The sequence below is a fragment of the Streptomyces sp. NBC_00572 genome (assembly GCF_026341815.1).
Taxonomy (GTDB): domain Bacteria; phylum Actinomycetota; class Actinomycetes; order Streptomycetales; family Streptomycetaceae; genus Streptomyces.
The window spans coordinates 4,312,973-4,338,389 of sequence record NZ_JAPENX010000001.1; the positions used below are offsets into that span (position 1 = coordinate 4,312,973).

25 protein-coding genes are annotated in these 25,417 nt (G+C 69.4%); 21 read left to right on the forward strand and 4 right to left on the reverse strand.

Annotated features, from left to right (window positions below; genetic code table 11):
- Nucleotides 1–302: 302 nt before the first annotated feature.
- The 20 genes from thrB (at nt 303) to OG514_RS20240 (ending at nt 20,253) form a co-directional block, all read left to right on the forward strand.
- Nucleotides 303–1,220, forward strand: coding sequence for a homoserine kinase (gene thrB / locus OG514_RS20145; RefSeq protein WP_266896670.1), 918 nt, complete (start codon nt 303–305; stop codon nt 1,218–1,220).
- A gap of 416 nt (nt 1,221–1,636) precedes the next feature.
- The gene (rho, locus tag OG514_RS20150) at nt 1,637–3,700 is read left to right on the forward strand and encodes a transcription termination factor Rho (RefSeq protein WP_266896671.1); all 2,064 of its coding nucleotides are present in this window, start codon (nt 1,637–1,639) and stop codon (nt 3,698–3,700) included.
- A 216-nt stretch (nt 3,701–3,916) separates the two neighbouring features.
- Nucleotides 3,917–5,014 (forward strand): LCP family protein, encoded by a 1,098-nt coding sequence (locus OG514_RS20155; protein ID WP_266896672.1) that lies wholly within the window; start codon nt 3,917–3,919, stop codon nt 5,012–5,014.
- Nucleotides 5,015–5,172: 158 nt separating this feature from the next.
- Nucleotides 5,173–5,391, forward strand: coding sequence for a 50S ribosomal protein L31 (gene rpmE, locus OG514_RS20160; RefSeq protein WP_266896673.1), 219 nt, complete (start codon nt 5,173–5,175; stop codon nt 5,389–5,391).
- 96 nt (nt 5,392–5,487) lie between these two features.
- Nucleotides 5,488–6,564 (forward strand): peptide chain release factor 1, encoded by a 1,077-nt coding sequence (prfA, locus tag OG514_RS20165; RefSeq protein ID WP_266896674.1) that lies wholly within the window; start codon nt 5,488–5,490, stop codon nt 6,562–6,564.
- Nucleotides 6,565–6,601: 37 nt separating this feature from the next.
- The gene (prmC, locus tag OG514_RS20170) at nt 6,602–7,447 is read left to right on the forward strand and encodes a peptide chain release factor N(5)-glutamine methyltransferase (protein WP_266896675.1); all 846 of its coding nucleotides are present in this window, start codon (nt 6,602–6,604) and stop codon (nt 7,445–7,447) included.
- Nucleotides 7,448–7,496: 49 nt separating this feature from the next.
- Nucleotides 7,497–8,144 (forward strand): L-threonylcarbamoyladenylate synthase, encoded by a 648-nt coding sequence (locus OG514_RS20175; protein ID WP_266896677.1) that lies wholly within the window; start codon nt 7,497–7,499, stop codon nt 8,142–8,144.
- A complete protein-coding gene (locus OG514_RS20180; RefSeq protein WP_073912426.1) occupies nt 8,141–8,788 on the forward strand; it encodes a protein-tyrosine-phosphatase in 648 nt (215 codons plus the stop codon). The genes OG514_RS20175 and OG514_RS20180 overlap by 4 nt, the downstream gene beginning before the upstream one ends.
- Before the next feature lie 120 nt (nt 8,789–8,908).
- On the forward strand, nt 8,909–10,156 hold the full coding sequence (gene glyA / locus OG514_RS20185; RefSeq protein ID WP_266896680.1) for a serine hydroxymethyltransferase: 1,248 nt from the start codon (nt 8,909–8,911) through the stop codon (nt 10,154–10,156).
- 118 nt (nt 10,157–10,274) lie between these two features.
- A complete protein-coding gene (locus tag OG514_RS20190) occupies nt 10,275–11,588 on the forward strand; it encodes an MraY family glycosyltransferase (protein WP_266896682.1) in 1,314 nt (437 codons plus the stop codon).
- A gap of 262 nt (nt 11,589–11,850) precedes the next feature.
- Nucleotides 11,851–12,264, forward strand: a complete 414-nt coding sequence (locus OG514_RS20195) for a hypothetical protein (protein WP_266896684.1) — start codon at nt 11,851–11,853, stop codon at nt 12,262–12,264.
- 222 nt (nt 12,265–12,486) lie between these two features.
- Nucleotides 12,487–13,296 (forward strand): F0F1 ATP synthase subunit A, encoded by an 810-nt coding sequence (atpB, locus tag OG514_RS20200; protein WP_266896686.1) that lies wholly within the window; start codon nt 12,487–12,489, stop codon nt 13,294–13,296.
- A gap of 89 nt (nt 13,297–13,385) precedes the next feature.
- On the forward strand, nt 13,386–13,652 hold the full coding sequence (atpE, locus tag OG514_RS20205; protein ID WP_266896688.1) for an ATP synthase F0 subunit C: 267 nt from the start codon (nt 13,386–13,388) through the stop codon (nt 13,650–13,652).
- Nucleotides 13,653–13,693: 41 nt separating this feature from the next.
- Entirely contained in the window at nt 13,694–14,239 is a 546-nt protein-coding gene (locus tag OG514_RS20210) for a F0F1 ATP synthase subunit B (RefSeq protein WP_266896691.1), read from the forward strand.
- The gene (locus tag OG514_RS20215) at nt 14,236–15,051 is read left to right on the forward strand and encodes a F0F1 ATP synthase subunit delta (RefSeq protein ID WP_266896693.1); all 816 of its coding nucleotides are present in this window, start codon (nt 14,236–14,238) and stop codon (nt 15,049–15,051) included. The genes OG514_RS20210 and OG514_RS20215 overlap by 4 nt, the downstream gene beginning before the upstream one ends.
- 146 nt (nt 15,052–15,197) lie before the next feature.
- Complete coding sequence (atpA, locus tag OG514_RS20220) at nt 15,198–16,796, forward strand: F0F1 ATP synthase subunit alpha (RefSeq protein ID WP_266896695.1); 1,599 nt, start codon at nt 15,198–15,200, stop codon at nt 16,794–16,796.
- A 20-nt stretch (nt 16,797–16,816) separates the two neighbouring features.
- Nucleotides 16,817–17,734, forward strand: coding sequence for a F0F1 ATP synthase subunit gamma (locus tag OG514_RS20225; protein ID WP_266896697.1), 918 nt, complete (start codon nt 16,817–16,819; stop codon nt 17,732–17,734).
- On the forward strand, nt 17,734–19,176 hold the full coding sequence (gene atpD / locus OG514_RS20230; RefSeq protein ID WP_266896699.1) for a F0F1 ATP synthase subunit beta: 1,443 nt from the start codon (nt 17,734–17,736) through the stop codon (nt 19,174–19,176). The genes OG514_RS20225 and atpD overlap by 1 nt, the downstream gene beginning before the upstream one ends.
- Before the next feature lie 113 nt (nt 19,177–19,289).
- Nucleotides 19,290–19,664 (forward strand): F0F1 ATP synthase subunit epsilon, encoded by a 375-nt coding sequence (locus OG514_RS20235; RefSeq protein ID WP_266896701.1) that lies wholly within the window; start codon nt 19,290–19,292, stop codon nt 19,662–19,664.
- A gap of 142 nt (nt 19,665–19,806) precedes the next feature.
- On the forward strand, nt 19,807–20,253 hold the full coding sequence (locus tag OG514_RS20240) for a DUF2550 domain-containing protein (protein WP_266896703.1): 447 nt from the start codon (nt 19,807–19,809) through the stop codon (nt 20,251–20,253).
- 70 nt (nt 20,254–20,323) lie between these two features.
- Here OG514_RS20240 and OG514_RS20245 read toward each other — a convergent pair whose 3' ends face one another.
- The 3 genes from OG514_RS20245 to OG514_RS20255 all read right to left on the reverse strand — a co-directional run bounded on the left by OG514_RS20245 (nt 20,324) and on the right by OG514_RS20255 (nt 24,142).
- Complete coding sequence (locus tag OG514_RS20245; RefSeq protein ID WP_266900903.1) at nt 20,324–22,084, reverse strand: glycoside hydrolase family 18 chitinase; 1,761 nt, start codon at nt 22,082–22,084, stop codon at nt 20,324–20,326.
- Nucleotides 22,085–22,295: 211 nt separating this feature from the next.
- Nucleotides 22,296–22,949 carry a response regulator transcription factor gene (locus OG514_RS20250; protein ID WP_266896705.1) on the reverse strand — a complete coding sequence of 218 codons (654 nt, stop codon included), beginning with the start codon at nt 22,947–22,949 and terminating at the stop codon, nt 22,296–22,298.
- Complete coding sequence (locus OG514_RS20255) at nt 22,946–24,142, reverse strand: sensor histidine kinase (protein ID WP_266896707.1); 1,197 nt, start codon at nt 24,140–24,142, stop codon at nt 22,946–22,948. Before OG514_RS20255 ends, OG514_RS20250 begins: the two co-directional genes overlap by 4 nt.
- Nucleotides 24,143–24,294: 152 nt before the next feature.
- On the opposite strand from OG514_RS20255, the gene OG514_RS20260 reads away from it, so the two are divergent.
- Complete coding sequence (locus OG514_RS20260) at nt 24,295–24,915, forward strand: hypothetical protein (protein WP_266896709.1); 621 nt, start codon at nt 24,295–24,297, stop codon at nt 24,913–24,915.
- On the opposite strand, the gene OG514_RS20265 is transcribed toward OG514_RS20260, so the two are convergent.
- On the reverse strand, nt 24,835–25,407 hold the full coding sequence (locus OG514_RS20265) for a cob(I)yrinic acid a,c-diamide adenosyltransferase (protein WP_187622544.1): 573 nt from the start codon (nt 25,405–25,407) through the stop codon (nt 24,835–24,837). The two genes, OG514_RS20260 and OG514_RS20265, sit on opposite strands and share 81 nt — an antisense overlap.
- Nucleotides 25,408–25,417: the final 10 nt, after the last annotated feature.

Sequence of the window (25,417 nt, forward strand, 5' to 3'; positions counted from 1 at the left end):
CCTACATAGGCGCACAGGTTGGCTCGCGACACGCATCGTGCGCCTCCTGTGCGCCCTATGTCGCGGCAGAACCTTCCTTCGATAGGCTGTACCGAACCCGCCCCGACGCATATGCGCGGTGTCGTTGCCGTTGTCGCCTCCGTGGCCGAAACGGCCCCCGGGTTTCCCGTACTTCGCTGGAAACAACCGCTGTTCCGCAACACCCGCAGTTCCGAACCGACTGCTGTTCGTCAACACCTGTTGATCCGCACCACCTGCTGTTCTGAAACACCGTTGTCGCAATCAAGGAGAGTCATCGAGCGATGGCCGGTCCAGCGTTCCGCGCCGCCGCCGTACGGGTGCGCGTCCCCGCCACCAGCGCCAATCTCGGTCCGGGCTTCGACGCCTTCGGCCTGTCGCTGGGCCTCTACGACGACGTCGTCGTCCGTGTCGCCGACTCCGGGCTGCACGTCGACATCGCCGGCGAGGGTGCCGAGACGCTCCCGCGCGACGAGAGCCACCTGCTCGTACGCTCCCTGCGTACCGCCTTCGACCTGCTCGGCGGGCAGCCGCGCGGCCTTGAGGTCGTCTGCGCCAACCGCATCCCGCACGGCCGCGGCCTCGGCTCCTCCTCCGCCGCCATCTGCGCCGGCATCGTCGCCGCCCGCGCCGTGACCATAGGCGGGGACGCCAAGCTCGACGAGGCCGCCCTCCTGGAGCTCGCCACCGAGATCGAGGGCCACCCCGACAACGTCGCCGCCTGTCTGCTCGGCGGATTCACGCTCGCCTGGACCGAGTCCGGTGCCGCGCGAGCCATCAGGATGGAACCCTCGGATTCCATCGTTCCGGTGGTTTTCGTCCCCGGGAAGCCCGTACTGACCGAGACCGCCCGCGGACTCCTGCCGCGCACCGTCCCGCACGTGGACGCCGCGGCCAACGCCGGGCGCGCCGCCCTCCTCGTCGAGGCCCTGACCCGCCGCCCCGAGCTGCTGCTCGCGGCCACCGAGGACCGGCTGCACCAGGAGTACCGGGCTCCCGCGATGCCCGAGAGCATCGCCCTGGTGAACCGACTGCGCGCGGACGGCGTCCCCGCGGTCATCTCCGGCGCGGGCCCCACGGTCCTCGCGCTGGCCGAACACGGGACGGCCGACAAGGTCGCCCGACTGGCGGGCGGGGGCTGGGCCGCGAACCGGCTCGACCTCGACGCCTCCGGCGCGAGCGTCCTGCCGCTGGCGCCCTAGGCGCACGGCGGCCGGACGCCGGGCAGCGTCCGGGGCAGGAGATTGCCGGTGAGGGAGAGGGGGAATGTTTGTTGGAGCCGGTAGTGTTAACCTCAAGTCAGCACCCGGCGCCTTTGTGGCGCGGTGCTGAGTGTCCCCATCAGGGACCACCGATTCTTCCGGGAGCCTCCCCAACTGCCTGAGCAGCCTGCCTGAGCAGTTTCGAGCACGCTCCGGAACCGGCACGACACCCCTCGCTCTTCTGCAGTGAGGGCCGAGCAGGGGGCGCTCGGGCCGGACCCACAGCACGTTTCTCTCCGCCGTACCCGGCGGGACCACCGCCCCGGACACGGTCCACCCAACACGGGACCGCTGCCGGACAGCACAACCGGTCGCCGAGCCAGATGGCCGACGTCCGCTCCAGGGAAGGACCCTTCGTGAGCGACACCACCGATCTGATGGGCGTGACTGCCGACAGCAGTGTCGACGCCGCCGCGCCCGCCGCAGGTGCTGCCACCGGCGGCACCGCACGGCGCCGCCGCTCCGGCACCGGCCTCGAGGGCATGGTCCTGGCCGAGCTGCAGCAGGTCGCGTCCGGCCTCGGCATCAGGGGCACCGCGCGGATGCGCAAGAGCCAGCTGATCGAGGTCATCAAGGAGGCGCAGGCCGGTGGTGGTTCCGCCGCCCCCGCCAAGGCCGCCGACGCCGCCGAGACCAAGCCGAAGCGCCGCGCCACCGCCAAGACCCGTACGGGTGAGACCGCTGCCGAGGCCGCCGAGCCCAAGGCGGAGAAGGCCGAGAAGGCCGTCGCCCAGCAGCAGATCGACATCCCGGGCCAGCCGGCCTCCGACGACCAGCCCGCGGGCGAGCGTCGTCGTCGCCGTGCCACCGCCCCCGCCGGTTCGCCGGAGGGCGAGGCCAAGGCCGAGGCCGCGCAGGTCGTCAAGACCGAGGCCCGCACCGAGGCCAAGGCCGACGCGGGCACCGACACCAAGGCCGAGGCCGCCGTCGACGGCGCCGAGGGCCGTGGCCGTCGTGACCGTGGCGAGCGCGGGGAGCGCGGCGAGCGCCGTGACCGCCGTGACCGTCAGCGCGACCGTGGCAAGGGCGACGAGCAGCAGGGCGGTGGCCAGGGCGGCCAGCGCCAGCGCCAGGGCGGCCAGGGTCAGGGTCAGGGCGGCCAGGGCCAGGGCCAGCAGGTCCAGAGCCAGGGCCAGCAGGGCGGCCAGCAGGCCGGTCCGCAGGACGACTACGACGACGAGGCCGGCGGTCGCCGTGGGCGTCGCGGCCGTTACCGCGACCGTCGTGGGCGTCGTGGCCGTGACGACTTCCAGGCCGGCGAGCCGCAGGTCGCCGACGACGACGTCCTGATCCCCGTCGCGGGCATCCTCGACATCCTCGACAACTACGCGTTCATCCGGACCTCCGGCTACCTGCCCGGTCCGAACGACGTGTACGTCTCCCTCGCCCAGGTCCGCAAGAACGGTCTGCGCAAGGGTGACCACGTCACCGGCGCCGTGCGTCAGCCGAAGGAGGGCGAGCGCCGCGAGAAGTTCAACGCGCTGGTCCGCCTGGACTCGGCGAACGGCATGGCCGCCGACTCCGGCCGCGGCCGCCCCGAGTTCAACAAGCTGACCCCGCTCTACCCGCAGGACCGGCTCCGTCTGGAGACCGACCCGGGCGTGCTGACCACGCGGATCATCGACCTCGTGTCGCCGATCGGCAAGGGCCAGCGCGGTCTGATCGTGGCCCCGCCGAAGACCGGCAAGACCATGATCATGCAGGCGATCGCCAACGCGATCACCACCAACAACCCCGAGTGCCACCTGATGGTCGTCCTGGTCGACGAGCGTCCGGAAGAGGTCACCGACATGCAGCGGTCGGTCAAGGGCGAGGTCATCTCCTCGACCTTCGACCGTCCGGCCGAGGACCACACCACCGTCGCCGAGCTGGCCATCGAGCGCGCCAAGCGTCTCGTGGAGCTGGGTCACGACGTGGTCGTCCTGCTCGACTCGATCACCCGCCTGGGCCGCGCGTACAACCTCGCGGCGCCGGCCTCCGGCCGCATCCTGTCCGGTGGTGTCGACTCGACCGCGCTCTACCCGCCGAAGCGCTTCTTCGGTGCGGCCCGGAACATCGAGGACGGCGGCTCGCTGACCATCCTCGCCACCGCCCTGGTGGACACCGGTTCGCGCATGGACGAGGTGATCTTCGAGGAGTTCAAGGGCACCGGCAACATGGAGCTCAAGCTCGACCGGAAGCTCGCCGACAAGCGCATCTTCCCGGCCGTCGACGTCGACGCCTCGGGTACGCGTAAGGAAGAGATCCTGCTCGGCGCCGACGAGCTCGCCGTGACCTGGAAGCTCCGTCGTGTGCTGCACGCGCTCGACCAGCAGCAGGCGATCGAGCTGCTGCTCGACAAGATGAAGCAGACGAAGTCGAACGGCGAGTTCCTGCTCCAGATCCAGAAGACGACGCCTGGCGGCAAGAACGACGACTGACGTGTGACCTGCGTCATGCTCCAGTCGCGCGACAAGGACGCGGCCTCGGCTTCGTAACCCTGTCGTGACCTGCGTAAACCACTGCGCCCACCGTGCCCCGCACGGTGGGCGCAGTGCTGTTCCCGCCTGAGCTCACCGAAACCTCACAGGCCCGTATGCAACCCTTTTGGGTGCTTCGCCGTCACACATGGTGAACCGAGGGCCCGAGGGAAGACGATGACCGAGCAGAGCAAGAGCAGCCGAATAGGCGGCGCGGGAAGCGGCCGCCGCCGCAAGCAGCCCGCCAAGCGCAGCCGAAAGGTGGCCGTCCTGGTCTCGGGGGCCCTCGCCGTCCTCGTCCTCGGCGGCGCCGGCCTCGGATACGTCTACTTCAAGCTCGACGGCAACCTCGAAGGCGTCGACATCAACGCCCAGCTGGGCACCGACCGCCCCGACGACGTCGACAACGGCTCCATGGACATCCTCGTCCTCGGCTCCGACTCCCGCTCCGGCGACAACGGCGCCTACGGCAAGGACGAGGGTGGCGCCCGCTCCGACACCGCGATGGTCGTCCACGTCTACGAGGGCCACAAGAAGGCCGGCGTGGTCTCCGTACCCCGCGACACCCTCGTCGACCGGCCCTCGTGCACCGACGCCCAGGGCACCGCCGTCGCGGGCGAGCGGCGGGCCATGTTCAACACCGCGTACGAGGTCGGCGGCCCCGCCTGCGCCGTCAAGACCGTCGAGGCGATGTCCGGCATCCGCATGGACCACTACATCGAGGTCGACTTCACCGGCTTCAAGAAGCTCATCGACGAACTCGGCGGGGTGGAGATCACCACCACCGCGGCCATCAAGGACAGCAAGAGCCACCTCGACCTCGAACCGGGCACCCACACCCTCGACGGCGAGCAGTCCCTCGGCCTCGTCCGCACCCGCAAGAGCGTCGGCGACGGCAGCGACCTCGGCCGCATCCAGCTCCAGCAGGCCTTCATGAAGGCCTTCATCGACCAGGTCAAGGACGTCGGCGTCTTCACCGACCCGACGAAGCTCCTCGGCCTCGCCGACGCCGCCACCAAGGCCATCACCCCCGACTCCGAACTCGACTCGGTCCAGGAGCTGATGGGCTTCGCGAAGGGCCTCTCCGGCATCGGCGCCCAGAACGTCCGCATGGTCACCATGCCCGTCGAGTACGACCCCCGGGACCCCAACCGCGTCATACCCCTGGAAGCCCAGTCCCGGCAGGTCTGGACGGCCCTGAAGAAGGACCTCCCGATCCCCGCCTCGGCGACGAAGGACGCGGCCACCGGCCAGGCCGACGGCGTCGTGAAGTAGCACCGGAACCGCCGTCCGCGGCAGCTCAGGAATAGTTCCGGCCCGACCCCGGTTTTGGGAGATACGGCCGGTCCTGGCAGACTGGTACGTCGGCCCCGGTTCACGCTTGCCGCAACCCGCGACGGCGACCCGGAGCCCTCCCGAAACTAGGAGACACCTTGAAGCGCGAGATCCACCCCCAGTACGTCGAGACCCAGGTCAGCTGCACCTGTGGCGCGTCGTTCACCACCCGGAGCACGCTGACCGAGGGCACCATCCGTGCCGAGGTCTGCTCCGAGTGCCACCCGTTCTACACGGGCAAGCAGAAGATCCTCGACACCGGCGGCCGCGTCGCCCGCTTCGAGGCCCGCTTCGGCAAGGCCGCCGGCTCCAAGTAGCGAGCCCCTGCGCCGGTCCACGGTCGCCCCGCGCGGGTGGCCGGGACCGGCGCTTTGCCGTCCCGTAGCAACTGACGAAAAAACCAGGAGCCCCCGATGTTCGAGGCGGTCGAGGAACTGGTCGGCGAACACGCCGGCCTGGAGACGAAGCTCGCGGACCCTTCGGTCCACGCCGACCAGGCGAACGCGCGCAAGCTGAACAAGCGCTACGCCGAGCTGACCCCGATCGTCGCCACCTACCGGGCCTGGAAGCAGACCGGTGACGACATCGAGACCGCCCGCGAGCTGGCGCACGACGATCCCGACTTCGCCGCCGAGGTCAAGCAGCTGGAGAAGGACCGGGAGGGGCTCACCGAGAAGCTCCGTCTGCTCCTCGTCCCGCGCGACCCGAGCGACGACAAGGACGTCATCCTGGAGATCAAGGCGGGCGCGGGCGGCGACGAGTCCGCCCTCTTCGCCGGCGACCTGCTCCGCATGTACCTCCGGTACGCCGAGCGCGTCGGCTGGAAGACCGAGATCATCGACGCCACCGAGTCCGAGCTGGGCGGCTACAAGGACGTCCAGGTCGCCGTGAAGACCAAGGGCGGCAACGGCGCCACCGAGCCCGGCCAGGGCGTCTGGGCGCGCCTCAAGTACGAGGGCGGGGTGCACCGCGTCCAGCGCGTGCCCGCGACCGAGTCCGCCGGCCGCATCCACACCTCCGCCGCCGGCGTGCTCGTCACGCCCGAGGCCGAGGAGGTCGAGGTCGAGGTCCACGCCAACGACCTGCGCATCGACGTCTACCGCTCGTCGGGCCCCGGCGGCCAGTCGGTCAACACCACCGACTCCGCCGTCCGCATCACCCACCTGCCGACCGGCATCGTCGCCTCCTGCCAGAACGAGAAGAGCCAGCTCCAGAACAAGGAGCAGGCCATGCGCATCCTGCGGTCCCGGCTGCTCGCCGCCGCGCAGGAGGAGGCCGAGTCCAAGGCCGCCGACGCCCGTCGCAGCCAGGTCCGCACCGTCGACCGGTCCGAGAAGATCCGTACGTACAACTTCCCGGAGAACCGGATCTCGGACCACCGCGTCGGCTTCAAGGCGTACAACTTGGACCAGGTACTCGACGGCGAACTGGACCCGATGATCCAGGCGTGCGTCGACGCCGACTCGGCTGCCAAGCTCGCAGCGGCGTAAGTTCCGTAAGCCCCACCCCGCACCACGGAGGACCAGCGTGAACCTGCTGCTTGCCGAGGTGGCCCAGGCCACCCAGCGGCTGGCCGACGCCGGCGTTCCCTCACCGCGTTTCGACGCGGAGGAGCTCGCCGCGTTCGTGCACGGCGTCAAGCGGGGGGAGCTGCACAACGTCAAGGACGCGGACTTCGACGCCCGCTACTGGGAGACCGTCGCCCGCCGCGAGGCCCGCGAACCGCTCCAGCACATCACCGGGCGGGCGTTCTTCCGGTACCTGGAGCTCCAGGTCGGACCCGGGGTCTTCGTGCCCCGGCCGGAGACCGAGTCGGTCGTCGGCTGGGCCATAGACGCCGTCCGCGCGATGGACGTCGTCGAACCCCTCATCGTCGACCTCTGCACCGGCTCCGGGGCCATCGCCCTCGCCATGGCCCAGGAGGTGCCGCGCTCGCGCGTGCACGCCGTCGAGCTCTCCGACGACGCCCTCGTGTGGACCCGCAAGAACGCCGAGGGCTCCCGCGTCACCGTCCACCAGGGCAACGCGCTGACCGCGCTCCCGGAGCTGGACGGCCAGGTCGACCTGGTCATCTCCAACCCGCCGTACATCCCGCTCACCGAGTGGGAGTACGTGGCACCCGAGGCCCGCGACCACGACCCGGAGATGGCCCTCTTCTCCGGCGAGGACGGCCTCGACACCATCCGCGGCATCGAGCGCACCGCCCACCGTCTGCTGCGCCCCGGCGGCCTCGTCGTCATCGAGCACGCGGACACCCAGGGCGGTCAGGTGCCGTGGATCTTCAACGAAGAGGCCGGCTGGGCCGACGCCGCCGACCACCCGGACCTGAACAACCGGCCGCGCTTCGCGACCGCCCGCAAGGCCATGCCATGACCGGCACGACTGCCATGACGAACCACGCTTACGAGGAGGCCGGGAACTGATGGCACGGCGATACGACTGCAACGAGGCGACCGACCGTGTGACGGGTCTGCGCGAGGCCGCGTCCGCCGTCCGCCGGGGCGAGCTGGTCGTGCTGCCCACCGACACCGTGTACGGGATCGGGGCGGACGCCTTCAGCAGCGAGGCCGTGGCGGACCTGCTCGCCGCCAAGGGCCGGGGCCGCAACATGCCCACGCCCGTGCTCATCGGCTCCCCGAACACCCTCCACGGCCTGGTCACGGACTTCTCCGAGCAGGCCTGGGAGCTCGTCGACGCCTTCTGGCCCGGCGCCCTCACGCTCGTCGCCAAGCACCAGCCGTCCCTCCAGTGGGACCTCGGCGACACCCGTGGCACCGTCGCCATCCGCATGCCGCTGCACCCGGTCGCGATCGAGCTCCTCACCGAGGTCGGCCCGATGGCCGTCTCCTCGGCGAACCTCACCGGCCACCCGTCGCCGGAGGACTGCGACGCGGCCCAGCAGATGCTCGGCGACGCCGTCTCCGTCTACCTGGACGGCGGACCGACCCCCGGCATCGTCCCGTCGTCCATCGTCGACGTCACGGGCAAGGTGCCGGTGCTGCTGCGCGAGGGCGCGCTCTCGCCGGAGGAGCTCCGGAAGGTCGTACCCGACCTCGAGGTGGCGAATTGACCGCCCCTGAGGGGCGTGGCATAGCGGGGTTCGACGACAGCACCACCTTCCGCATCCTCCACGTCAGCACCGGCAACGTCTGCCGCTCGCCGATCACCGAGCGGCTGACCCGCCATGCCCTGAGCGACCGCCTCGGCGACCCTCTCGGCGGCGGCCTGATCGTGGAGAGCGCGGGCACCTGGGGCCACGAGGGCGCCCCGATGGAGGCCAACGCGGAACTCGTCCTCGCCGACTTCGGCGCGGACTACAGCGGCTTCGTGGGGCGCGAGCTCCTCGACGAGCACGTCATCCGCGCGGACCTGGTCCTGACGGCGACCCGCGACCACCGCGCCCAGGTCATCTCGATGGGCCACTCGGCGGGTCTGCGCACCTTCACCCTGAAGGAGTTCACCCGCCTGGTCCGCGCGATCGACCCGGCCACGCTCCCGGACGCCCGCGACGAGGGCATGGTGGAACGCGCGCGTGCCCTGGTCCGCGCGGCAGCGGCTCTACGCGGGTGGCTCCTGGCCCCCTCGGTGGACGCGGACGAGGTCAACGACCCGTACGGCGCCCCCATCACCTTCTTCCGCTCGATCGGCGACGAGATCAACCAGGCGCTGGATCCGGTGGTGACGGCGCTGACCGGGGTACGGGCGCGCGACTGACGCCGCCGGGGCGCGCAGCCGTGGCCTCCGGGCGGCGCGACTGACGTCTGCCGGGTGTGTGCTCGGTGTGCGTTTGGATTTCGCCGGGCGCGTGGGGGAGTGCGTGCCTACATTGGTGACATGTCGGTCACCGCTCCCCCCGATGAGGCTCTCGACGTCCTGCGCCGGCAGGACCCGGAGATCGCCGACGTGCTGCTCGGCGAGGCGCGCCGGCAGGCCGACAGTCTGCAGTTGATCGCCGCCGAGAACTTCACCTCGCCCGCGGTCCTCGCCGCCCTCGGTTCCCCGCTGGCCAACAAGTACGCCGAGGGGTATCCCGGCGCACGTCACCACGGTGGCTGCGAGTACGCCGACGCCGCCGAGCGGATCGCCGTGGAGCGGGCCACCGCGCTCTTCGGGGCCGACCATGCGAACGTCCAGGCACACTCGGGCTCCTCGGCCGTCCTGGCGGCGTACGCGGCCCTTCTGAGGCCCGGTGACACGGTCCTGGCCATGGGCCTGGACCACGGTGGGCACCTCACCCACGGTTCGCCCGCCAACTTCTCCGGGCGCTGGTTCGACTTCGTGCCGTACGGCGTCGACGCCGAGACCGGGCTCGTCGACTACGAACAGGTCGCCGCGCTCGCCCGCCACCACCGCCCCAAGGCGATCGTGTGCGGCTCCATCTCGTACCCCCGGCACCTCGACTACGCGATCTTCCGCGAGATCGCCGACGAGATCGGCGCCTATCTCATCGCCGACGCCGCCCACCCCATCGGTCTGGTCGCCGGGGGAGCGGCGCCCAGCCCCGTCCCGTACGCCGACGTCGTCTGCGCGACCACCCACAAGGTGCTGCGCGGTCCGCGCGGCGGAATGGTCCTGTGCGGCTCGGACCTCGCGGGGCGGATCGACCGCGCGGTGTTCCCGTTCACCCAGGGCGGCGCCCAGATGCACACGATCGCGGCCAAGGCGGTGGCCTTCGGCGAGGCGTCCACCCCGGCGTTCACCGCGTACGCCCATCAGGTGGTCGAGAACGCCCGCGTCATGGCGGCCGCGCTCGCCGCCGAGGGCTTCGCGCTGACGACCGGCGGCACCGACACCCATCTCATCACCGCCGACCCCGCGCCCCTCGGCGTCGACGGCCGCACCGCCCGCTCCCGGCTCGCCGCCGCCGGCATGGTCCTCGACACCTGCGCCCTGCCGTACGGGGAGGGGCGCGGGATCCGGCTCGGTACGGCCGCCCTCACGACCCAGGGGATGGGCGCCCCGGAGATGGCGCGGATCGCCGCCCTGTTCACCGCCGCGCTGCGTGACGACGCCGCGGAGACGGCGAGGGTCCGGGCGGAGGTACGGGCTCTGACCGGGCGATTTCCCCCGTATGGACGCTGAGGAAAGATCGCGGAAAGTCGCTGTGCAACCGTTCGGGGGGGACAGGTGTCTCCAAGCACATGGACGGCACGGCTAGGGTGTGGGGCTGAGATGGCCAGCGATTCCTGTGGGGCAGCCCGTGCGTGATTACCTGCTGACGCTCTGTGTCACGGCCGCGGTGACCTATCTGCTCACCGGTCCGGTGCGGAAGTTCGCCATCGCGACCGGGGCGATGCCGGAGATCCGTGCGCGAGACGTACACCGAGAACCGACTCCGCGGCTCGGTGGCATCGCCATGTTCTTCGGGCTGTGCGCGGGACTGCTCGTCGCCGACCACCTGCAGAACCTGAACAGCGTCTTCGAGCTCTCCAACGAGCCGCGGGCCCTGCTCTCCGGTGCCGCCCTGATCTGGCTGATCGGCGTCCTCGACGACAAGTTCGAGCTGGACGCGCTGATCAAGCTGGGCGCGCAGATGATCTCGGCGGGCGTCATGGTCGCCCAGGGTCTGACCATCCTGTGGCTGCCGATCCCGGGTGTCGGCGTCGTCTCGCTGACCCCGTGGCAGGGCACGCTCCTGACCGTCGCCCTGGTCGTCCTCACCATCAACGCGGTCAACTTCGTCGACGGTCTCGACGGTCTCGCCGCCGGCATGGTCTGCATCGCCGCCGCCGCCTTCTTCCTGTACGCGTACCGCCTCTGGTACGGCTACACGATCGAGGCCGCCGCCCCCGCGACGCTCTTCACCGTCATCCTCATGGGCATGTGCCTGGGCTTCCTGCCGCACAACATGCACCCGGCCCGGATCTTCATGGGCGACTCCGGCTCGATGCTGATCGGTCTGATCCTGGCGGCCTCGGCCATCTCGATCACCGGCCAGGTCGACCCCGACGCGCTGAAGATCTTCGAGGGCTCGACCCGTCAGGCCACGCACGCCGCACTGCCGGTCTTCATCCCGCTGATGCTGCCGCTGTCGATCATCGCGATCCCGATGGCGGACCTGGTCCTGGCGATCGTGCGCCGCACGTGGAAGGGCCAGTCGCCGTTCGCGGCCGACCGCGGGCACCTGCACCACCGGCTCCTGGAGATCGGGCACTCGCACAGCCGCGCGGTCCTGATCATGTACTTCTGGTCGGCGCTCATCGCCTTCGGGACGCTGGCGTACTCGGTCCACTCGGCCTCGATGTGGATCGTCCTCTGCGTCGTCGCGCTCAGCGCGATCGGCCTGGTGCTGCTCCTGCTGCCGCGCTTCACGCCGCGCGCGCCCCGCTGGGCCGAGTCCGTCGTACCGCCCCGCTACCGGCGCCGCAAGCGCGCCCTCGTGGTGGAGACCGCTCCCGACCCGGTCGTGGTCGAGGAGGAGCGGATTCCGGTGCCCGCCGGGATCAACGGCGCCACCGCCATCGGCAACCGCGGGCGCTTCACCGACAGGCGGAAGGCCGGAACGCCAAGTTGACGAAAGCCGCACACGCGGCCATTAGCACACAAGGCGCCTTCTCGTCGTGCACACACGCGCGGGGTAGCTCTCAGGTGTGACAGTTGGCACACCTTATGGGTAAAGACCTATTCAAATAGTTTGTGATACCGTTCACGAGACCCGGCGACAGTGCCGAAAGACCGTAGTGCGACGGTCTGTTGGCCCCGAGACCCACCTCGGACCGGGCTTACGCTCGTCCTCGACGACACCATCGCCCCCTCCAGCAAGCGGAGACACCGCCATGCCGTCCAACGACGCACGCATCCTTCTGCACACCGCCGTACCCACCGCAGCCGTCGGCGCGATCGCCACGGTCATCAGTGGCGTGGTCGCCGGTGGCAAGGGCGCGCTCGGCGCCGTGGTCGGCACTCTGGTCGTGCTCCTCTTCATGGGGATCGGGCAACTCGTCCTGCAGCGGACGGCGAAGTCGCTCCCGCATCTGTTCCAGGCCATGGGGCTCATGCTCTACACGGCCCAGTTGCTGTTGCTCTTCATCTTCCTGGCTTTGCTCAAGAACACCACGCTGTTCGACTTCAAGGCCTTCGCTTTCACGCTGCTCGCGACGACCGTGGTGTGGGTCGCCGCACAGGCCCGCGCCTACATGAAGGCCAAGATCACGTACATCGACCCCGGAAACACGGGGTCGAAGTCGTGAAGGGTAGGGCCGGGATAAAGCCGCCTTCGGCTTCCTGCTATCGTCCGGTGCCAACTGCGGCATTGCGGGCGCGGGCATCCGAGACGCCTGTCCCAGCGCGAGGCTCGATGCCGAACCGCCGCCCCCTTATCCGTAAGACCAGTCCAGTGCCGACCCGCGGCTGCGTGCCGCGCCGACACAACGAGGTTGCCGTACCTATGCGCCACGCTGAAGGAGCCCGCGGTGAGTGCTGACCAGACGCTTGCCTTCGACCCGGATTGCCACATCTTCAGTGGATGTGGCTTCCCGGCGCCGGGCCTGCACACGTTCATGTACGAGCCCATCGCCACGGTGGCCGGCATCGAGATCACGAAGCCGATGCTGCTCGCGCTCCTCGGTTCCATCGTGGTCGTCGGGTTCTTCTGGGCCGCCTTCAACAAGCCCAAGCTGATCCCCGGCAAGATGCAGATGGTCGGCGAGGCCGGTTACGACTTCGTCCGCCGCGGCATCGTCTACGAGATCATCGGCAAGAAGGACGGCGAGAAGTACGTCCCCTTCATGGTGTCGTTGTTCTTCTTCGTCTGGATCATGAACCTCTGGTCGATCATTCCGCTCGCCCAGTTCCCGGTCACCTCGCTGATCGCCTTCCCGGCCGGTCTCGCGCTGATCGTGTATGTCATGTGGATCTCGCTCACTTTCAAGAAGCACGGCTTCGTGGGCGGCTGGAAGAACATCGTCGGCTACGACAAGTCCCTCGGTGCGATCCTCCCGATGGTCGTCGTCCTCGAGTTCTTCTCGAACCTCCTCATCCGGCCCTTCACGCACGCGGTGCGACTGTTCGCGAACATGTTCGCCGGTCACCTGCTGATCGTGATGTTCTCGCTGGCCACCTGGTACCTCATGAACGGCCTGGGCTTCGTCTACGCCGGCGCCTCGTTCGTGATGGTCCTCGTGATGACCGCCTTCGAGCTCTTCATCCAGGCCGTCCAGGCGTACGTCTTCGTGCTCCTGGCTTGCAGCTACATCCAGGGCGCCCTCTCCGAGCACCACTGAGCCGTCCCGGCCCGTAGCTCCACCCCGAAACCATCAGTCGTCCGGTGGCCAACCCCCACCGGGTCATTGAAAGAGAAGGAAGTAACGGCATGTCCGCTGCTCTCGACATGATCAACCTTGCTGCCGGCGAAGGTAGCGCCAAGACCAACGTCGTCGGCAACGTCGCCTCGATCGGTTACGGCCTCGCCGCGATCGGCCCCGGCGTCGGCGTCGGCATCATCTTCGGTAACGGTACGCAGGCTCTCGCCCGTCAGCCCGAAGCTGCCGGCCTGATCCGCACCAACCAGATCATGGGCTTCGCGTTCTGTGAGGCGCTTGCCCTCATCGGCATCGTCATGGGCTTCGTCTACCAGTAAATCGGACCGACAGCCCAAACCTTTTTACGGAAGGCACTGATGTGAACGCGCTGCTTCTTGCGCAGGCGGAGGAGCCCCAGCCTCCTCTGATCCCGCATCTCGACGAGCTCGTCATCGGCCTGATCGCCTTCGTCATCGTCTTCGGTTTCCTCGCCAAGAAGCTCCTCCCGAACATCAACAAGGTTCTGGAGCAGCGCCGCGAGGCCATCGAGGGCGGCATCGAGAAGGCCGAGTCGGCCCAGATCGAGGCTCAGAGCGTGCTGGAGCAGTACAAGGCCCAGCTCGCCGAGGCCCGCCACGAGGCCGCGCGTCTCCGCCAGGAGGCGACGGAGCAGGGCACCGCGATCATCCAGGAGATGAAGGCGGAAGGCCAGCGCCAGCGCGAGGAGATCATCGCGGCCGGCCACACGCAGATCGAGGCCGATCGCAAGGCCGCTTCCGCTTCGCTGCGTCAGGACGTGGGCAAGCTCGCCACCGACCTGGCCGGCAAGCTGGTGGGCGAGTCCCTTGAGGACACCGCCCGCCAGAGCCGGACGATCGACCGCTTCCTCGACGAGCTCGAGGAGAAGGCGGAGGCCGTCCGATGAACGGAGCGAGTCGCGAGGCACTGGCCGCCGGACGTGAGTCCCTCGACGCGCTGACCGACAACACGTCGGTCGACGCGACGAAGCTCGCGGACGAGCTGGCCGCCGTCACCACGCTGCTCGACCGCGAGGTGTCGCTGCGTCGGGTCCTGACCGACCCCGCGCAGTCGGGTGAGGCCAAGGCCGAGCTCGCGCAGCGACTCCTGGCCGGTCAGGTGGGTGGCGAAACCGTCGACCTGGTGTCCGGCATGGTGCGTTCCCGCTGGTCGCGTTCGCGTGACCTGGTCGACGCGGCCGAGGAGCTGGCGAACATCGCCGACCTCACCGCGGCGCAGAAGGCGGGCGCCCTCGACGGCGTCGAGGACGAGCTGTTCCGCTTCGGCCGGATCGTGTCCTCCAGCCCCGAGCTCCGCTCGGCGCTGACGGACAAGGCCGCCACGGCCACCGCCAAGGGCGCGCTGCTCCGCAGCCTGCTCGGCGGCAAGGCCAACGCCGCCACCGAGCGTCTGGTCGTCCGTCTGGTGACCCAGCCCCGGGGACGTAGCCTGGAAGCGGGACTCGAGTCCCTCTCCAAGCTCGCCGCGGCGCGCCGGAACCGGATGGTCGCCGTCGTCACCACGGCGGTGCCGCTGTCGGACCAGCAGAAGCAGCGCCTCGGAGCCGTACTGGCCAAGCTGTACGGCCGCGAGATGCACCTGAACCTGGACGTGGACCCCTCGGTCCTCGGCGGGATCACGGTGCAGGTCGGCGACGAGGTCATCAACGGCTCGATCGCGGAGCGTCTCGACGAGGCGACCCGCCGCCTGGCCGGCTGACGACCGTCACCAGCACAAGGCATCACAGCTACACAGCTACACCAGCGGCCCGGTTGGGCCGTGCAGAGATTGCAGAAGATTCCTGGGGGTCGGCCCCCAGACCCCTTAAGAAACTTCGGGCCCAACAAGGAGAGCAGGGAACCCAGATGGCGGAGCTCACGATCCGGCCGGAGGAGATCCGGGACGCACTGGAGAACTTTGTCCAGTCGTACCAGCCGGACGCGGCCTCGCGCGAGGAGGTCGGCACGGTCAGCCTGGCCGGTGACGGTATCGCGAAGGTCGAGGGTCTTCCCTCGGCCATGGCGAACGAGCTGCTGAAGTTCGAGGACGGGACCCTCGGTCTCGCGCTGAACCTCGAAGAGCGCGAGATCGGTGCGATCGTCCTCGGCGAGTTCAGCGGCATCGAGGAGGGTCAGTCGGTGCAGCGCACCGGCGAGGTCCTCTCCGTCGGTGTCGGTGAGGGTTACCTGGGTCGCGTCGTCGACCCGCTCGGCAACCCGATCGACGGTCTCGGCGAGATCGCGACCGAGGGCCGCCGCGCCCTCGAGCTGCAGGCCCCGGGCGTTATGGCCCGTAAGTCGGTGCACGAGCCGATGGAGACCGGCTACAAGGCCGTCGACGCCATGACGCCGGTCGGCCGTGGTCAGCGTCAGCTGATCATCGGTGACCGTCAGACCGGCAAGACCGCTCTGTGTGTCGACACGATCATCAACCAGCGCGACAACTGGCGCTCGGGCGACGTGAACAAGCAGGTCCGCTGCATCTACGTCGCCGTCGGTCAGAAGGGCTCGACCATCGCCTCCGTGCGTGGCGCCCTGGAAGAGGCCGGCGCGCTCGAGTACACGACGATCGTCGCCGCCCCGGCGTCCGACCCGGCCGGCTTCAAGTACCTGGCGCCGTACACCGGCTCCGCCATCGGTCAGCACTGGATGTACCAGGGCAAGCACGTCCTGATCGTCTTCGACGACCTGTCGAAGCAGGCCGACGCCTACCGCGCCGTGTCGCTGCTGCTGCGCCGCCCGCCGGGCCGTGAGGCCTACCCGGGTGACGTCTTCTACCTGCACTCGCGTCTGCTCGAGCGCTGCGCGAAGCTCTCGGACGAGCTGGGTGCCGGTTCGATGACCGGTCTCCCGATCGTCGAGACCAAGGCGAACGACGTGTCGGCGTTCATCCCGACCAACGTCATCTCCATCACCGACGGCCAGTGCTTCCTGGAGTCCGACCTGTTCAACGCCGGCCAGCGTCCGGCCCTGAACGTCGGTATCTCGGTCTCGCGTGTCGGTGGCTCCGCCCAGCACAAGGCGATGAAGCAGATCTCCGGTCGCCTCCGTGTGGACCTGGCCCAGTTCCGTGAGCTGGAGGCGTTCGCCGCCTTCGGTTCCGACCTGGACGCCGCCTCCAAGGCGCAGCTGGAGCGTGGACAGCGCATGGTCGAGCTGCTCAAGCAGGCTCAGTACCAGCCGATGCCCACCGAGAACCAGGTCGTCTCCGTCTGGGCCGGTACCACCGGCAAGATGGACGACGTCCCGGTCGCCGACATCCGCCGCTTCGAGGCCGAGCTCCTGGCGTACCTGCGCCAGAGCCACTCGGGCCTCATGACCTCCATCTGTGAGGGCGGCAAGATGTCCGACGACACCCTGCAGGCCGTGGGCGACGCCATCGCGGAGTTCAAGAAGCAGTTCGAGACCTCTGACGGCAAGCTGCTGGGCGAGGACGCTCCTGCCGCCGTCAACGTCTCGAAGTGACGACGGAAGGGACCTGACTCATGGGAGCGCAGCTCCGGGTCTACAAGCGTCGCATCAAATCCGTCACCGCGACGAAGAAGATCACCAAGGCGATGGAGATGATCGCCGCCTCGCGTGTCGTCAAGGCGCAGCGCAAGGTGCAGGCGTCGACTCCGTACGCGACCGAGCTGACGCGCGCGGTCACGGCGGTGGCCACGGGTGCGAACGACAAGCACCCGCTGACCACCGAGGCGGAGAACCCGATCCGTGCCGCGGTCCTGCTCCTTGCGAGCGACCGTGGTCTGGCCGGTGCCTTCAACTCCAACGCCATCAAGGCGGCGGAGAAGCTGACGGCGAAGCTGGAGGGCGAGGGTCGCGAGGTCACCATCTACGTGGTGGGCCGTCGTGGCATCGCGCACTACAACTTCCGTGAGCGGAAGCTGGCCGGCTCGTGGACCGGGTTCACGGACCAGCCTTCGTACGGCGACGCCAAGACGATCGCGGCTCCGCTGATCGAGGCGATCGAGAAGGACACGGCGGAGGGTGGTGTGGACGAGCTCCACATCGTCTACACCGAGTTCGTCTCGATGATGACGCAGACCGCGGTCGAGGCCCGGCTGCTGCCCCTCAGCCTCGACGAGGTGGCGAAGGAGGCGGGCGACTCGGACACGCTTCGTCCGCTGTACGACTTCGAGCCGTCGGCGGAGGACGTCCTCGACGCCCTGCTGCCGCGGTACGTCGAGAGCCGGATCTACAACGCGCTGCTCCAGTCGGCTGCTTCCAAGCACGCCGCCACGCGACGCGCGATGAAGTCGGCGACCGACAACGCGGGAGACTTGATCAACAACCTCTCCCGACTTGCCAACGCGGCCCGCCAGGCCGAAATCACCCAGGAAATCAGCGAGATCGTCGGTGGCACCGCAGCCCTGGCCGACGCGACCGCGGGGAGTGACAAGTAATGACGACCACTGTTGAGACGGCCGCCGCCACGGGCCGCGTCGCCCGGGTCATCGGCCCGGTCGTCGACGTGGAGTTCCCCGTCGACGCGATGCCGGCGATCTACAACGCGCTGCACGTCGAGGTCATGGACCCGACCGAGGAGGGCGCGACCAAGACGCTGACCCTCGAGGTCGCCCAGCACCTCGGGGACGGCGTCGTCCGCGCCATCTCCATGCAGCCCACCGACGGTCTGGTCCGCCAGGCCCCGGTGACCGACACGGGTACGGGCATCACCGTCCCGGTCGGCGACGTCACCAAGGGCCGTGTGTTCAACACGCTCGGTCAGGTGCTGAACGCCGACGAGTCCACCGTGGCCGACGCGCCGCGCTGGACGATCCACCGCAAGGCCCCTGACTTCGACCAGCTCGAGTCCAAGACCGAGATGTTCGAGACCGGCCTCAAGGTCGTCGACCTTCTCACCCCGTACGTCAAGGGTGGAAAGATCGGTCTGTTCGGTGGTGCCGGTGTCGGCAAGACCGTTCTGATCCAGGAAATGATCGTCCGTGTGGCCAAGCTGCACGACGGCGTGTCGGTCTTCGCGGGCGTCGGTGAGCGTACCCGTGAGGGCAACGACCTCATGGTGGAGATGGAGGAGGCCGGCGTTCTGGACAAGACCGCGCTGGTCTTCGGCCAGATGGACGAGCCCCCGGGCACCCGTCTCCGCGTGGCCCTCGCCGGTCTGACCATGGCGGAGTACTTCCGCGATGTGCAGAAGCAGGACGTGCTGTTCTTCATCGACAACATCTTCCGCTTCACCCAGGCCGGTTCCGAGGTGTCGACCCTGCTCGGCCGTATGCCCTCCGCGGTGGGTTACCAGCCGAACCTGGCCGACGAGATGGGTCTCCTCCAGGAGCGCATCACCTCGACCCGTGGTCACTCGATCACCTCGATGCAGGCGATCTACGTCCCCGCGGACGACCTGACCGACCCGGCTCCGGCCACCACCTTCGCCCACCTCGACGCGACGACGGTTCTCTCCCGTCCGATCTCCGAGAAGGGCATCTACCCGGCCGTGGACCCGCTGGACTCCACGTCCCGGATCCTGGACCCGCGCTACATCGCGCAGGACCACTACGACGCCGCCACGCGCGTCAAGGGAATCCTGCAGAAGTACAAGGACCTCCAGGACATCATCGCGATCCTCGGTATCGACGAGCTGAGCGAGGAGGACAAGCTCGTTGTCCACCGCGCCCGCCGTGTCGAGCGCTTCCTGTCCCAGAACACCCACGCGGCGAAGCAGTTCACCGGTGTGGACGGTTCGGACGTTCCGCTCGACGAGTCGATCGCCGCGTTCAACGCGATCTGCGACGGTGAGTACGACCACTTCCCCGAGCAGGCGTTCTTCATGTGCGGTGGCATTGAGGACCTCAAGGCCAACGCCAAGGAGCTCGGCGTCTCCTGAGCCCCGTGCTCTCCCGAGGGGGGCGGGATCTGGTCCCGCCCCCCTCACCACGCCCATTAGAATTGACCCCAACACCCGGCACGACCGCCGGGTGGTGACCCGAGGAGCCACCCTTGGCTGCTGAGCTGCACGTCGAGCTGGTCGCCGCGGACCGGAGTGTCTGGTCCGGCGAGGCCACCCTGGTCATCGCGCGTACCACCTCCGGCGACATCGGCGTCATGCCCGGCCACCAGCCGCTGCTCGGTGTGCTGGAGTCGGGCCCGGTGACCATCCGTACCAGTGAGGGCGCGACTGTCATCGCCGCCGTCCACGGTGGATTCATCTCGTTCGCCGACGACAAGCTGTCTCTGCTCGCGGAGATCTGCGAGCTGGCGGACGAGATCGACGCCCAGCGCGCCGAGCGCGCGCTGGAGCGTGCGAAGTCGGATTCCGACGCGGCCGCCGAGCGGCGCGCCGATGTCCGGCTGCGCGCGGTAGCGGTCCGCTGACGGTCCGCGCAGAGTAGTGCCCTCAGCCGCGGCACGGCTGGAATTTTCCAGACCGTGCCGCGGCTGAGGCGATGCAGATGCAGGTTGTATTCGGTTCTGCCGGCGGTGCCGGCTACGGGACGCAGCGAGGAGGTCGGTGAAGATGTTCCTCGCTCTGCTCGTGTGCGGCCTGGTCGTCGCACTGGTGGTGATCGGGCTCTTCGTCTTCGGCTTGCGCCGGAGGCTGATCCAGCGTGCCGGCGGCACCTTCGACTGCTCGCTGCACTGGAACGTCCCGGACGAGCCGGATCCGAGCGGCAAGGGCTGGGTGTACGGCGTCGCCCGTTACAGCGGTGACGAGATCGCCTGGTTCCGGGTCTTCTCGTACGCGCCCCGCCCGCGCCGTGTCCTGGAGCGCTCGTCCATCGTGGCCCTGGAGCGCCGGATGCCGGAGGGCGAGGAAGAGCTCGCGCTGCTCTCCGAGATGGTGATCCAGCCCTGTATGTACGAGGGCGTCCGTCTGGAGCTCGCGATGAGCGAGGACGCCCGGACGGGTTTCATGGCCTGGCTGGAGGCGGCGCCTCCCGGCCAGAGGGTCAATGTGGCCTGAGACGTCCATGTGAAGAAGCGGGGGTCGGCGTGCTGCGCCGGCCCCCGCTTCTTCATGACCCCGTGGGGGGTTAGTTCAGACCGGTGTTGATGGCGCCGACAAGCTCGCCGTTGCCGGTGTCACCGCTGAACTCCCAGAAGAACGCTCCGCCCAGGCCCTGGTTCTTCGCCCAGCTCATCTTGGACGTGACCGTGGCGGGGGTGTCGTAGCTCCACCAGTTGCTGCCGCACTTGGCGTACGCCGTGCCCGCGACGGTGCCGGTGGCCGGGCAGGAGGTCTTGAGGACCTTGTAGTCCTCGATGCCCTGCTCGTAGGTGCCCGGGGCCGGGCCGGTCGCCGTGCCGCCGGGGGCGGCCTGGGTCACGCCGGTCCAGCCGCGCCCGTAGAAGCCGATGCCGAGCAGCAGCTTGCTGGCGGGGACGCCCTTCGCCTTGAACTTGGCGATCGCCTCGGCGGAGTTGAAGCCCGCCTGCGGGATGCCGGCGTACGAGGTGAGCGGGGAGTGCGGGGCGGTGGGGCCCTGCGCCGCCCAGGCGCCGAAGAAGTCGTACGTCATGACGTTGAACCAGTTCATGTACTGCGCGGCGCCGGCGTAGTCGGCGGCGTCGATCTTGCCGCCGCTGGAGGCGTCGGCCGTGACGGCCGCGGTGACCAGGTAGTTGGCACCGAACTTGGCGCGCATGGCCTGCATCATGTTCTTGAAGGACGCGGCGCCGCTGGTGTCACAGGAGAGACCGCAGGCGTTGGGGTACTCCCAGTCCAGGTCGATGCCGTCGAAGACGTCGGCCCAGCGCGGGTCCTCGATCAGGTCGTAGCAGGACTGCGCGAAGGCCGCCGGGTTCTGCACGGCCTGGCCGAAGCCGCCGGACCAGGTCCAGCCGCCGAAGGACCACAGGATCTTGATGTTCGGGTAGGCCTTCTTCAGCTTGCGCAGCTGGTTGAAGTTGCCGCGCAGCGGCTGGTCCCAGGTGTCGGCGACGCCGTCGACGGACTGGTCGGCGGTGTAGGCCTTGTCGTAGTCGGCGTAGGCGTCACCGATGGTGCACTTGCCGCCCTGGACGTTGCCGAAGGCGTAGTTGATGTGGGTGATCTTGGACGCGGAGCCCGAGGTCACGATGTTCTTCACGTGGTAGTTGCGTCCGTAGACGCCCCAGTTGGTGAAGTAGCCCATCTTCACCGCGTTGGGGAGCGGCTGGCCGCCGCCGCCACCGGTGGTGTGGACGGGGACCGAGCCGGAGTCGGGGCCGGTCTGGTCGATGGTGTCGCGGGCGACGACCGTGTAGGTGTAGTCGGTGCCGGCGGTGAGGCCCGTGTTGGTGTAGGTGAGGCCGGTGACCGTGGCGACGGTGGCGCCGTCGCGCTTGACGTCGTAGTTCTTGATGCCCTTGTCGTCGGTGGCCGCGGTCCAGGTGAGCTTCACCGAGGTGTCGGTGATGTTGGAGGCGACGGGGGTGCCGGGGGCGGAGGGGGCGTTGTCGCCGGGCTGGCTGGTGCCGTCACAGGCAGCGCCGTTGATCTTGCAGCCGCTGGGGGCGCCGGGGCCCGCGCCGTTGTAGCCGAAGGAGACGGAGGCGCCGGGGGCGAGGGTCCCGTTCCAGCCGACGTTCTTGGCGGTCCAGTGGGTGCCGGAGCTGGTGACGGTGGCGTCCCAGGCGGAGGTCACGGAGGTGCCGGCGGGGTAGTCCCACTCGACGGTCCAGGAGTTGATGGTGGTGGTGCCGGTGTTCTTGACGGTCCAGCTGGCGCCGAATCCGGTGCCCCAGTCCTGCGTCTTGGTGTACGTGGCCGTGGCCGAGGTGGCCGCTTCGGCGGGGGTGGCGAGGCCGACCATGGCGGCGAGGGGCAGGATCAGGGCGGTGAGACCGGCGGCGGCCCGGTGTCTGAACCCTGTTCTGCGCGTCGGTGCTTGAGTGCTCAACGGTGCTCCTCAAGTTGCGGACGGACATGGGTGGGGGTGGTCCGTGAAGATGCGCGCGCCCCGCGAGCGTAGGAAGGTCTGGACCAATCGTCAAGAGGTCCAGACCAACGTCGCCGATGTCCCTCTAAACGCCCAACTCCTGTGCTAGTACGGCCGCTTGAACCCTGCTCCGCAGCGCCAGCTTCCCCAGCACCTTGCTGACGTGGGTCTTCACCGTCGCCTCCGCCATGTCCAGCCGGACCGCGATCTCCGCGTTCGACAGACCCTCGCCGAGCGTCGACAGCACCTCACGCTCTCGGGGCGTCAGCGCGTCGAGCACGGCCGGGTCCGTCCCCGCCGTCGCCCGCACCGGACGGCCCGTCGACGCGAACTCCGCGATCAGCCGCCGGGTCACCGCCGGGGCGATCAGACCCTCGCCGCGCGCCACCGTCCGTACCGCCTCGATCAGTTCCCGCGCGTCCGCGTTCTTCAGCAGGAAACCCGACGCCCCCGCCCGCAGCGCCCCGAAGACGTACGCGTCGATGTCGAAGGTCGTCAGGACCAGCACATCGGCGAGACCCTCCGACACGACGATCCCGGTCGCCGTCACCCCGTCCATCCGGGGCATCTGCACATCCATCAGGACCAGATCCGGCCGCAGTTCGCGGGCCAGCTCCACCGCCCGCTCGCCGTCCGCCGCCTCCCCGACCACTTCGATGTCCGGTGCGCTGCCCAGGATGAGGACAAGCCCCGCCCGTACCGCGGACTGGTCCTCCGCGACCACCACCCGCACTGTCATGCCCGCTCCTCGTCACTCGCGTCCATGGGCAGTTCCGCCCTGACCCGCCACCGTTTCCGGCCTTCGCGGTCCGTCGCCGGACCCGCCTCGAACTCGCCGCCGAGCAGGTCCACCCGCTCCCGCATCCCCACCAGGCCCGCCCCCGAACCGGGCGCGGTCGGCCCGGGGCGTTCCCCGGACGGACTCGTCACCTCGACCGTAAGGGCTCCGCGTTCGCGGCCGAGCACCACCCTGACCTCGCCGGGTGCCGCGTGCTTGAGCGCGTTCGTCAGGGACTCCTGGACGATCCGGTACGCGGCCAGTTCCACCGGCGCCGGAAGACCCGCCGCCGTGTCCCGGGTGTCCTCCAGGACGAGGACGAGACCGCTCGGCCGGGCGTTCGTCCGTGCCTGGTCGACCAGCGCGTCCAGGCCCGCGAGGGTGGGCGCGGCGGCCGGCTCCGCGTCCCCGCTGCTGTCCCGCAGGAGTCCGATGAGCCGTCGCATCTCCGACAGACCCGCCACGCTGTTCTCCCGGATGACGGTCAGCGCCTGACGGGTGGTGGCCGCTTCGTCGATCGAGAGCGCCGCCGTGGAGTGGATCGCGATCGCCGAGAGGTGGTTCGCGACCATGTCGTGGAGCTCGCGCGCCATCCGGGCCCGCTCGGCCACGACGGCCTGGCTGCGGTCCATCTCGGCGAGCAGCGCCGTCTGTTCGGCCCGTAGCCGGGCGGAGTCCGCGGCCTCCCGGTGGCTGCGCACGACCGCGCCGGTCATGGCGGGCATGAAGGAGATCATTCCGCTGATCACCCCGACGAGCAGGGCGGCCGCGTTCTGCCACCAGACGAGGAAGCCGACGGTCACCGCGATCGTGATCAGTCCCGTGGTGTACGGAATGCGTCGGGCGGAGGCGGGCGAGCCGTACACGACCGCGGCGTAGACCACGTCCGTGAACATCAGGACCGTCATCAGGTTCCCGTTGGTGAACTGGTCTCCGACGAGCGCGAGCGTGCCGACGGCGAGTGCCGTCCGCGGCATCGTCCGGCGCACCGCCTCCGCCGAGGCCATCGCGGCGAGCGGGATCAGCGCCGCCCACCGCTGGTCGAGGACGCGGTCGCCGGTCGTGTAGAGACCGAAGGACCACAGGAGCAGCCCGGTGGCGAACCCGGCCAGGCCGAGGAACAGATCGAAGCGGTTCGGGCGGGGGAGTGTCACGCACTCATCCAACACGCCCGCATCTGCCCTGACCTCCTCGTCCGGGCCGATCCGTCCCTCCGTCGAAGGATGTATGCGGACGTCGTCACCGGCGACGACGAATCCGGCCGGATCCCACGGGACGCTGAAGGGGAACCGAAAGGGGAACCGCTGTGATCGTCACGCTGATCGTCATCTGCGAGGTCGGCTTCTGGGTCCTGCTGGCCGCCGGTCTCGCCGCCCGCTACCTCCTGAGGATGCCCCGGACGGGTATCGCGCTGCTGCTCGCCGAGCCGCTCCTGGAGGTTCTGCTCCTCGTCGTCACCGCGATCGATCTCAAGAACGGCGCCGACCCCAGCTGGAAACACGGCCTCGCCGCCCTCTACATCGGCTACACCGTCGGCCACGGCCACCGCACCGTGAAGTGGCTCGACGGCCACGCCGCCCACCGCTTCGGCGGGGCGCCCCCGCCGCCGAAGCCGCCGAAGTACGGGATGGCCCGCGCCCGCCACGAGGGTGCGGTCTGGGTCGGCTCGGCGGTCGCCGCGGCCGTGGCCTCGGCCCTGCTGCTCCTGGCCGCCTGGTACGTCGGCGACGACGGCGACACCGACGGGCTGTACGGCTGGATCTTCGTCGCCTGGCGGGCGGCGGGCATCCACGGCCTGATCGCGCTCACCTACGCGATCTGGCCGAAGAAGGCCCCGGTGAACGAGTCAGCGGTCCCCGCCCGGGACCCAGAGCACGTCCCCGACCTCCTTGTTCGCGGTGCGCGCAAGGATGAAGAGCAGGTCTGACAGGCGGTTGAGGTACGTGGCGGTCAGGGCGTTCATCGTCTCGCCGTGCACCTCCAGGGCCGCCCAGGTGGAGCGCTCCGCCCGCCGGACCACCGTGCACGCCTGGTGCAGCAGCGCTGCCCCGGGCGTGCCGCCCGGCAGGATGAAGGAGCGCAGCTTGTCGAGCTGCTCCAGGAAGAGGTCGCAGTCGGCCTCCAGCTTGTCGACGTACGACTGCTCGACCCGCAGCGGCGGGTACTTCGGGTCCTCCACCACCGGCGTGCAGAGGTCCGCGCCCACGTCGAAGAGGTCGTTCTGGACCCGGACGAGGACCTTCACGACCTCCGCGTCGAGCTGCCCGAGGGCGATCGCCGTACCGATGGCGGCGTTGGCCTCGTTGGCGTCGGCGTAGGCCGAGATCCGCAGATCCGTCTTGGCGGTCCTGCTCATGTCGCCGAGAGCCGTGGTGCCCTGGTCGCCGGTACGGGTGTAGATGCGTGTCAGATTGACCATGGGACCAGCC

What these genes read in the sequence shown, in the direction of transcription:
- thrB (WP_266896670.1), top strand. Translation starts at nt 303, where the DNA reads ATGGCCGGTCCAGCGTTCCGCGCCGCCGCCGTACGGGTGCGCGTCCCC.
- OG514_RS20155 (WP_266896672.1), top strand. Translation starts at nt 3,917, where the DNA reads ATGACCGAGCAGAGCAAGAGCAGCCGAATAGGCGGCGCGGGAAGCGGC.
- prfA (WP_266896674.1), top strand. Translation starts at nt 5,488, where the DNA reads ATGTTCGAGGCGGTCGAGGAACTGGTCGGCGAACACGCCGGCCTGGAG.
- OG514_RS20175 (WP_266896677.1), top strand. Translation starts at nt 7,497, where the DNA reads ATGGCACGGCGATACGACTGCAACGAGGCGACCGACCGTGTGACGGGT.
- glyA (WP_266896680.1), top strand. Translation starts at nt 8,909, where the DNA reads ATGTCGGTCACCGCTCCCCCCGATGAGGCTCTCGACGTCCTGCGCCGG.
- OG514_RS20195 (WP_266896684.1), top strand. Translation starts at nt 11,851, where the DNA reads ATGCCGTCCAACGACGCACGCATCCTTCTGCACACCGCCGTACCCACC.
- atpE (WP_266896688.1), top strand. Translation starts at nt 13,386, where the DNA reads ATGTCCGCTGCTCTCGACATGATCAACCTTGCTGCCGGCGAAGGTAGC.
- OG514_RS20215 (WP_266896693.1), top strand. Translation starts at nt 14,236, where the DNA reads ATGAACGGAGCGAGTCGCGAGGCACTGGCCGCCGGACGTGAGTCCCTC.
- atpA (WP_266896695.1), top strand. Translation starts at nt 15,198, where the DNA reads ATGGCGGAGCTCACGATCCGGCCGGAGGAGATCCGGGACGCACTGGAG.
- OG514_RS20225 (WP_266896697.1), top strand. Translation starts at nt 16,817, where the DNA reads ATGGGAGCGCAGCTCCGGGTCTACAAGCGTCGCATCAAATCCGTCACC.
- atpD (WP_266896699.1), top strand. Translation starts at nt 17,734, where the DNA reads ATGACGACCACTGTTGAGACGGCCGCCGCCACGGGCCGCGTCGCCCGG.
- OG514_RS20240 (WP_266896703.1), top strand. Translation starts at nt 19,807, where the DNA reads ATGTTCCTCGCTCTGCTCGTGTGCGGCCTGGTCGTCGCACTGGTGGTG.
- OG514_RS20245 (WP_266900903.1), bottom strand. Translation starts at nt 22,084, where the DNA reads ATGGTCGGCCTCGCCACCCCCGCCGAAGCGGCCACCTCGGCCACGGCC.
- OG514_RS20250 (WP_266896705.1), bottom strand. Translation starts at nt 22,949, where the DNA reads ATGACAGTGCGGGTGGTGGTCGCGGAGGACCAGTCCGCGGTACGGGCG.
- OG514_RS20265 (WP_187622544.1), bottom strand. Translation starts at nt 25,407, where the DNA reads ATGGTCAATCTGACACGCATCTACACCCGTACCGGCGACCAGGGCACC.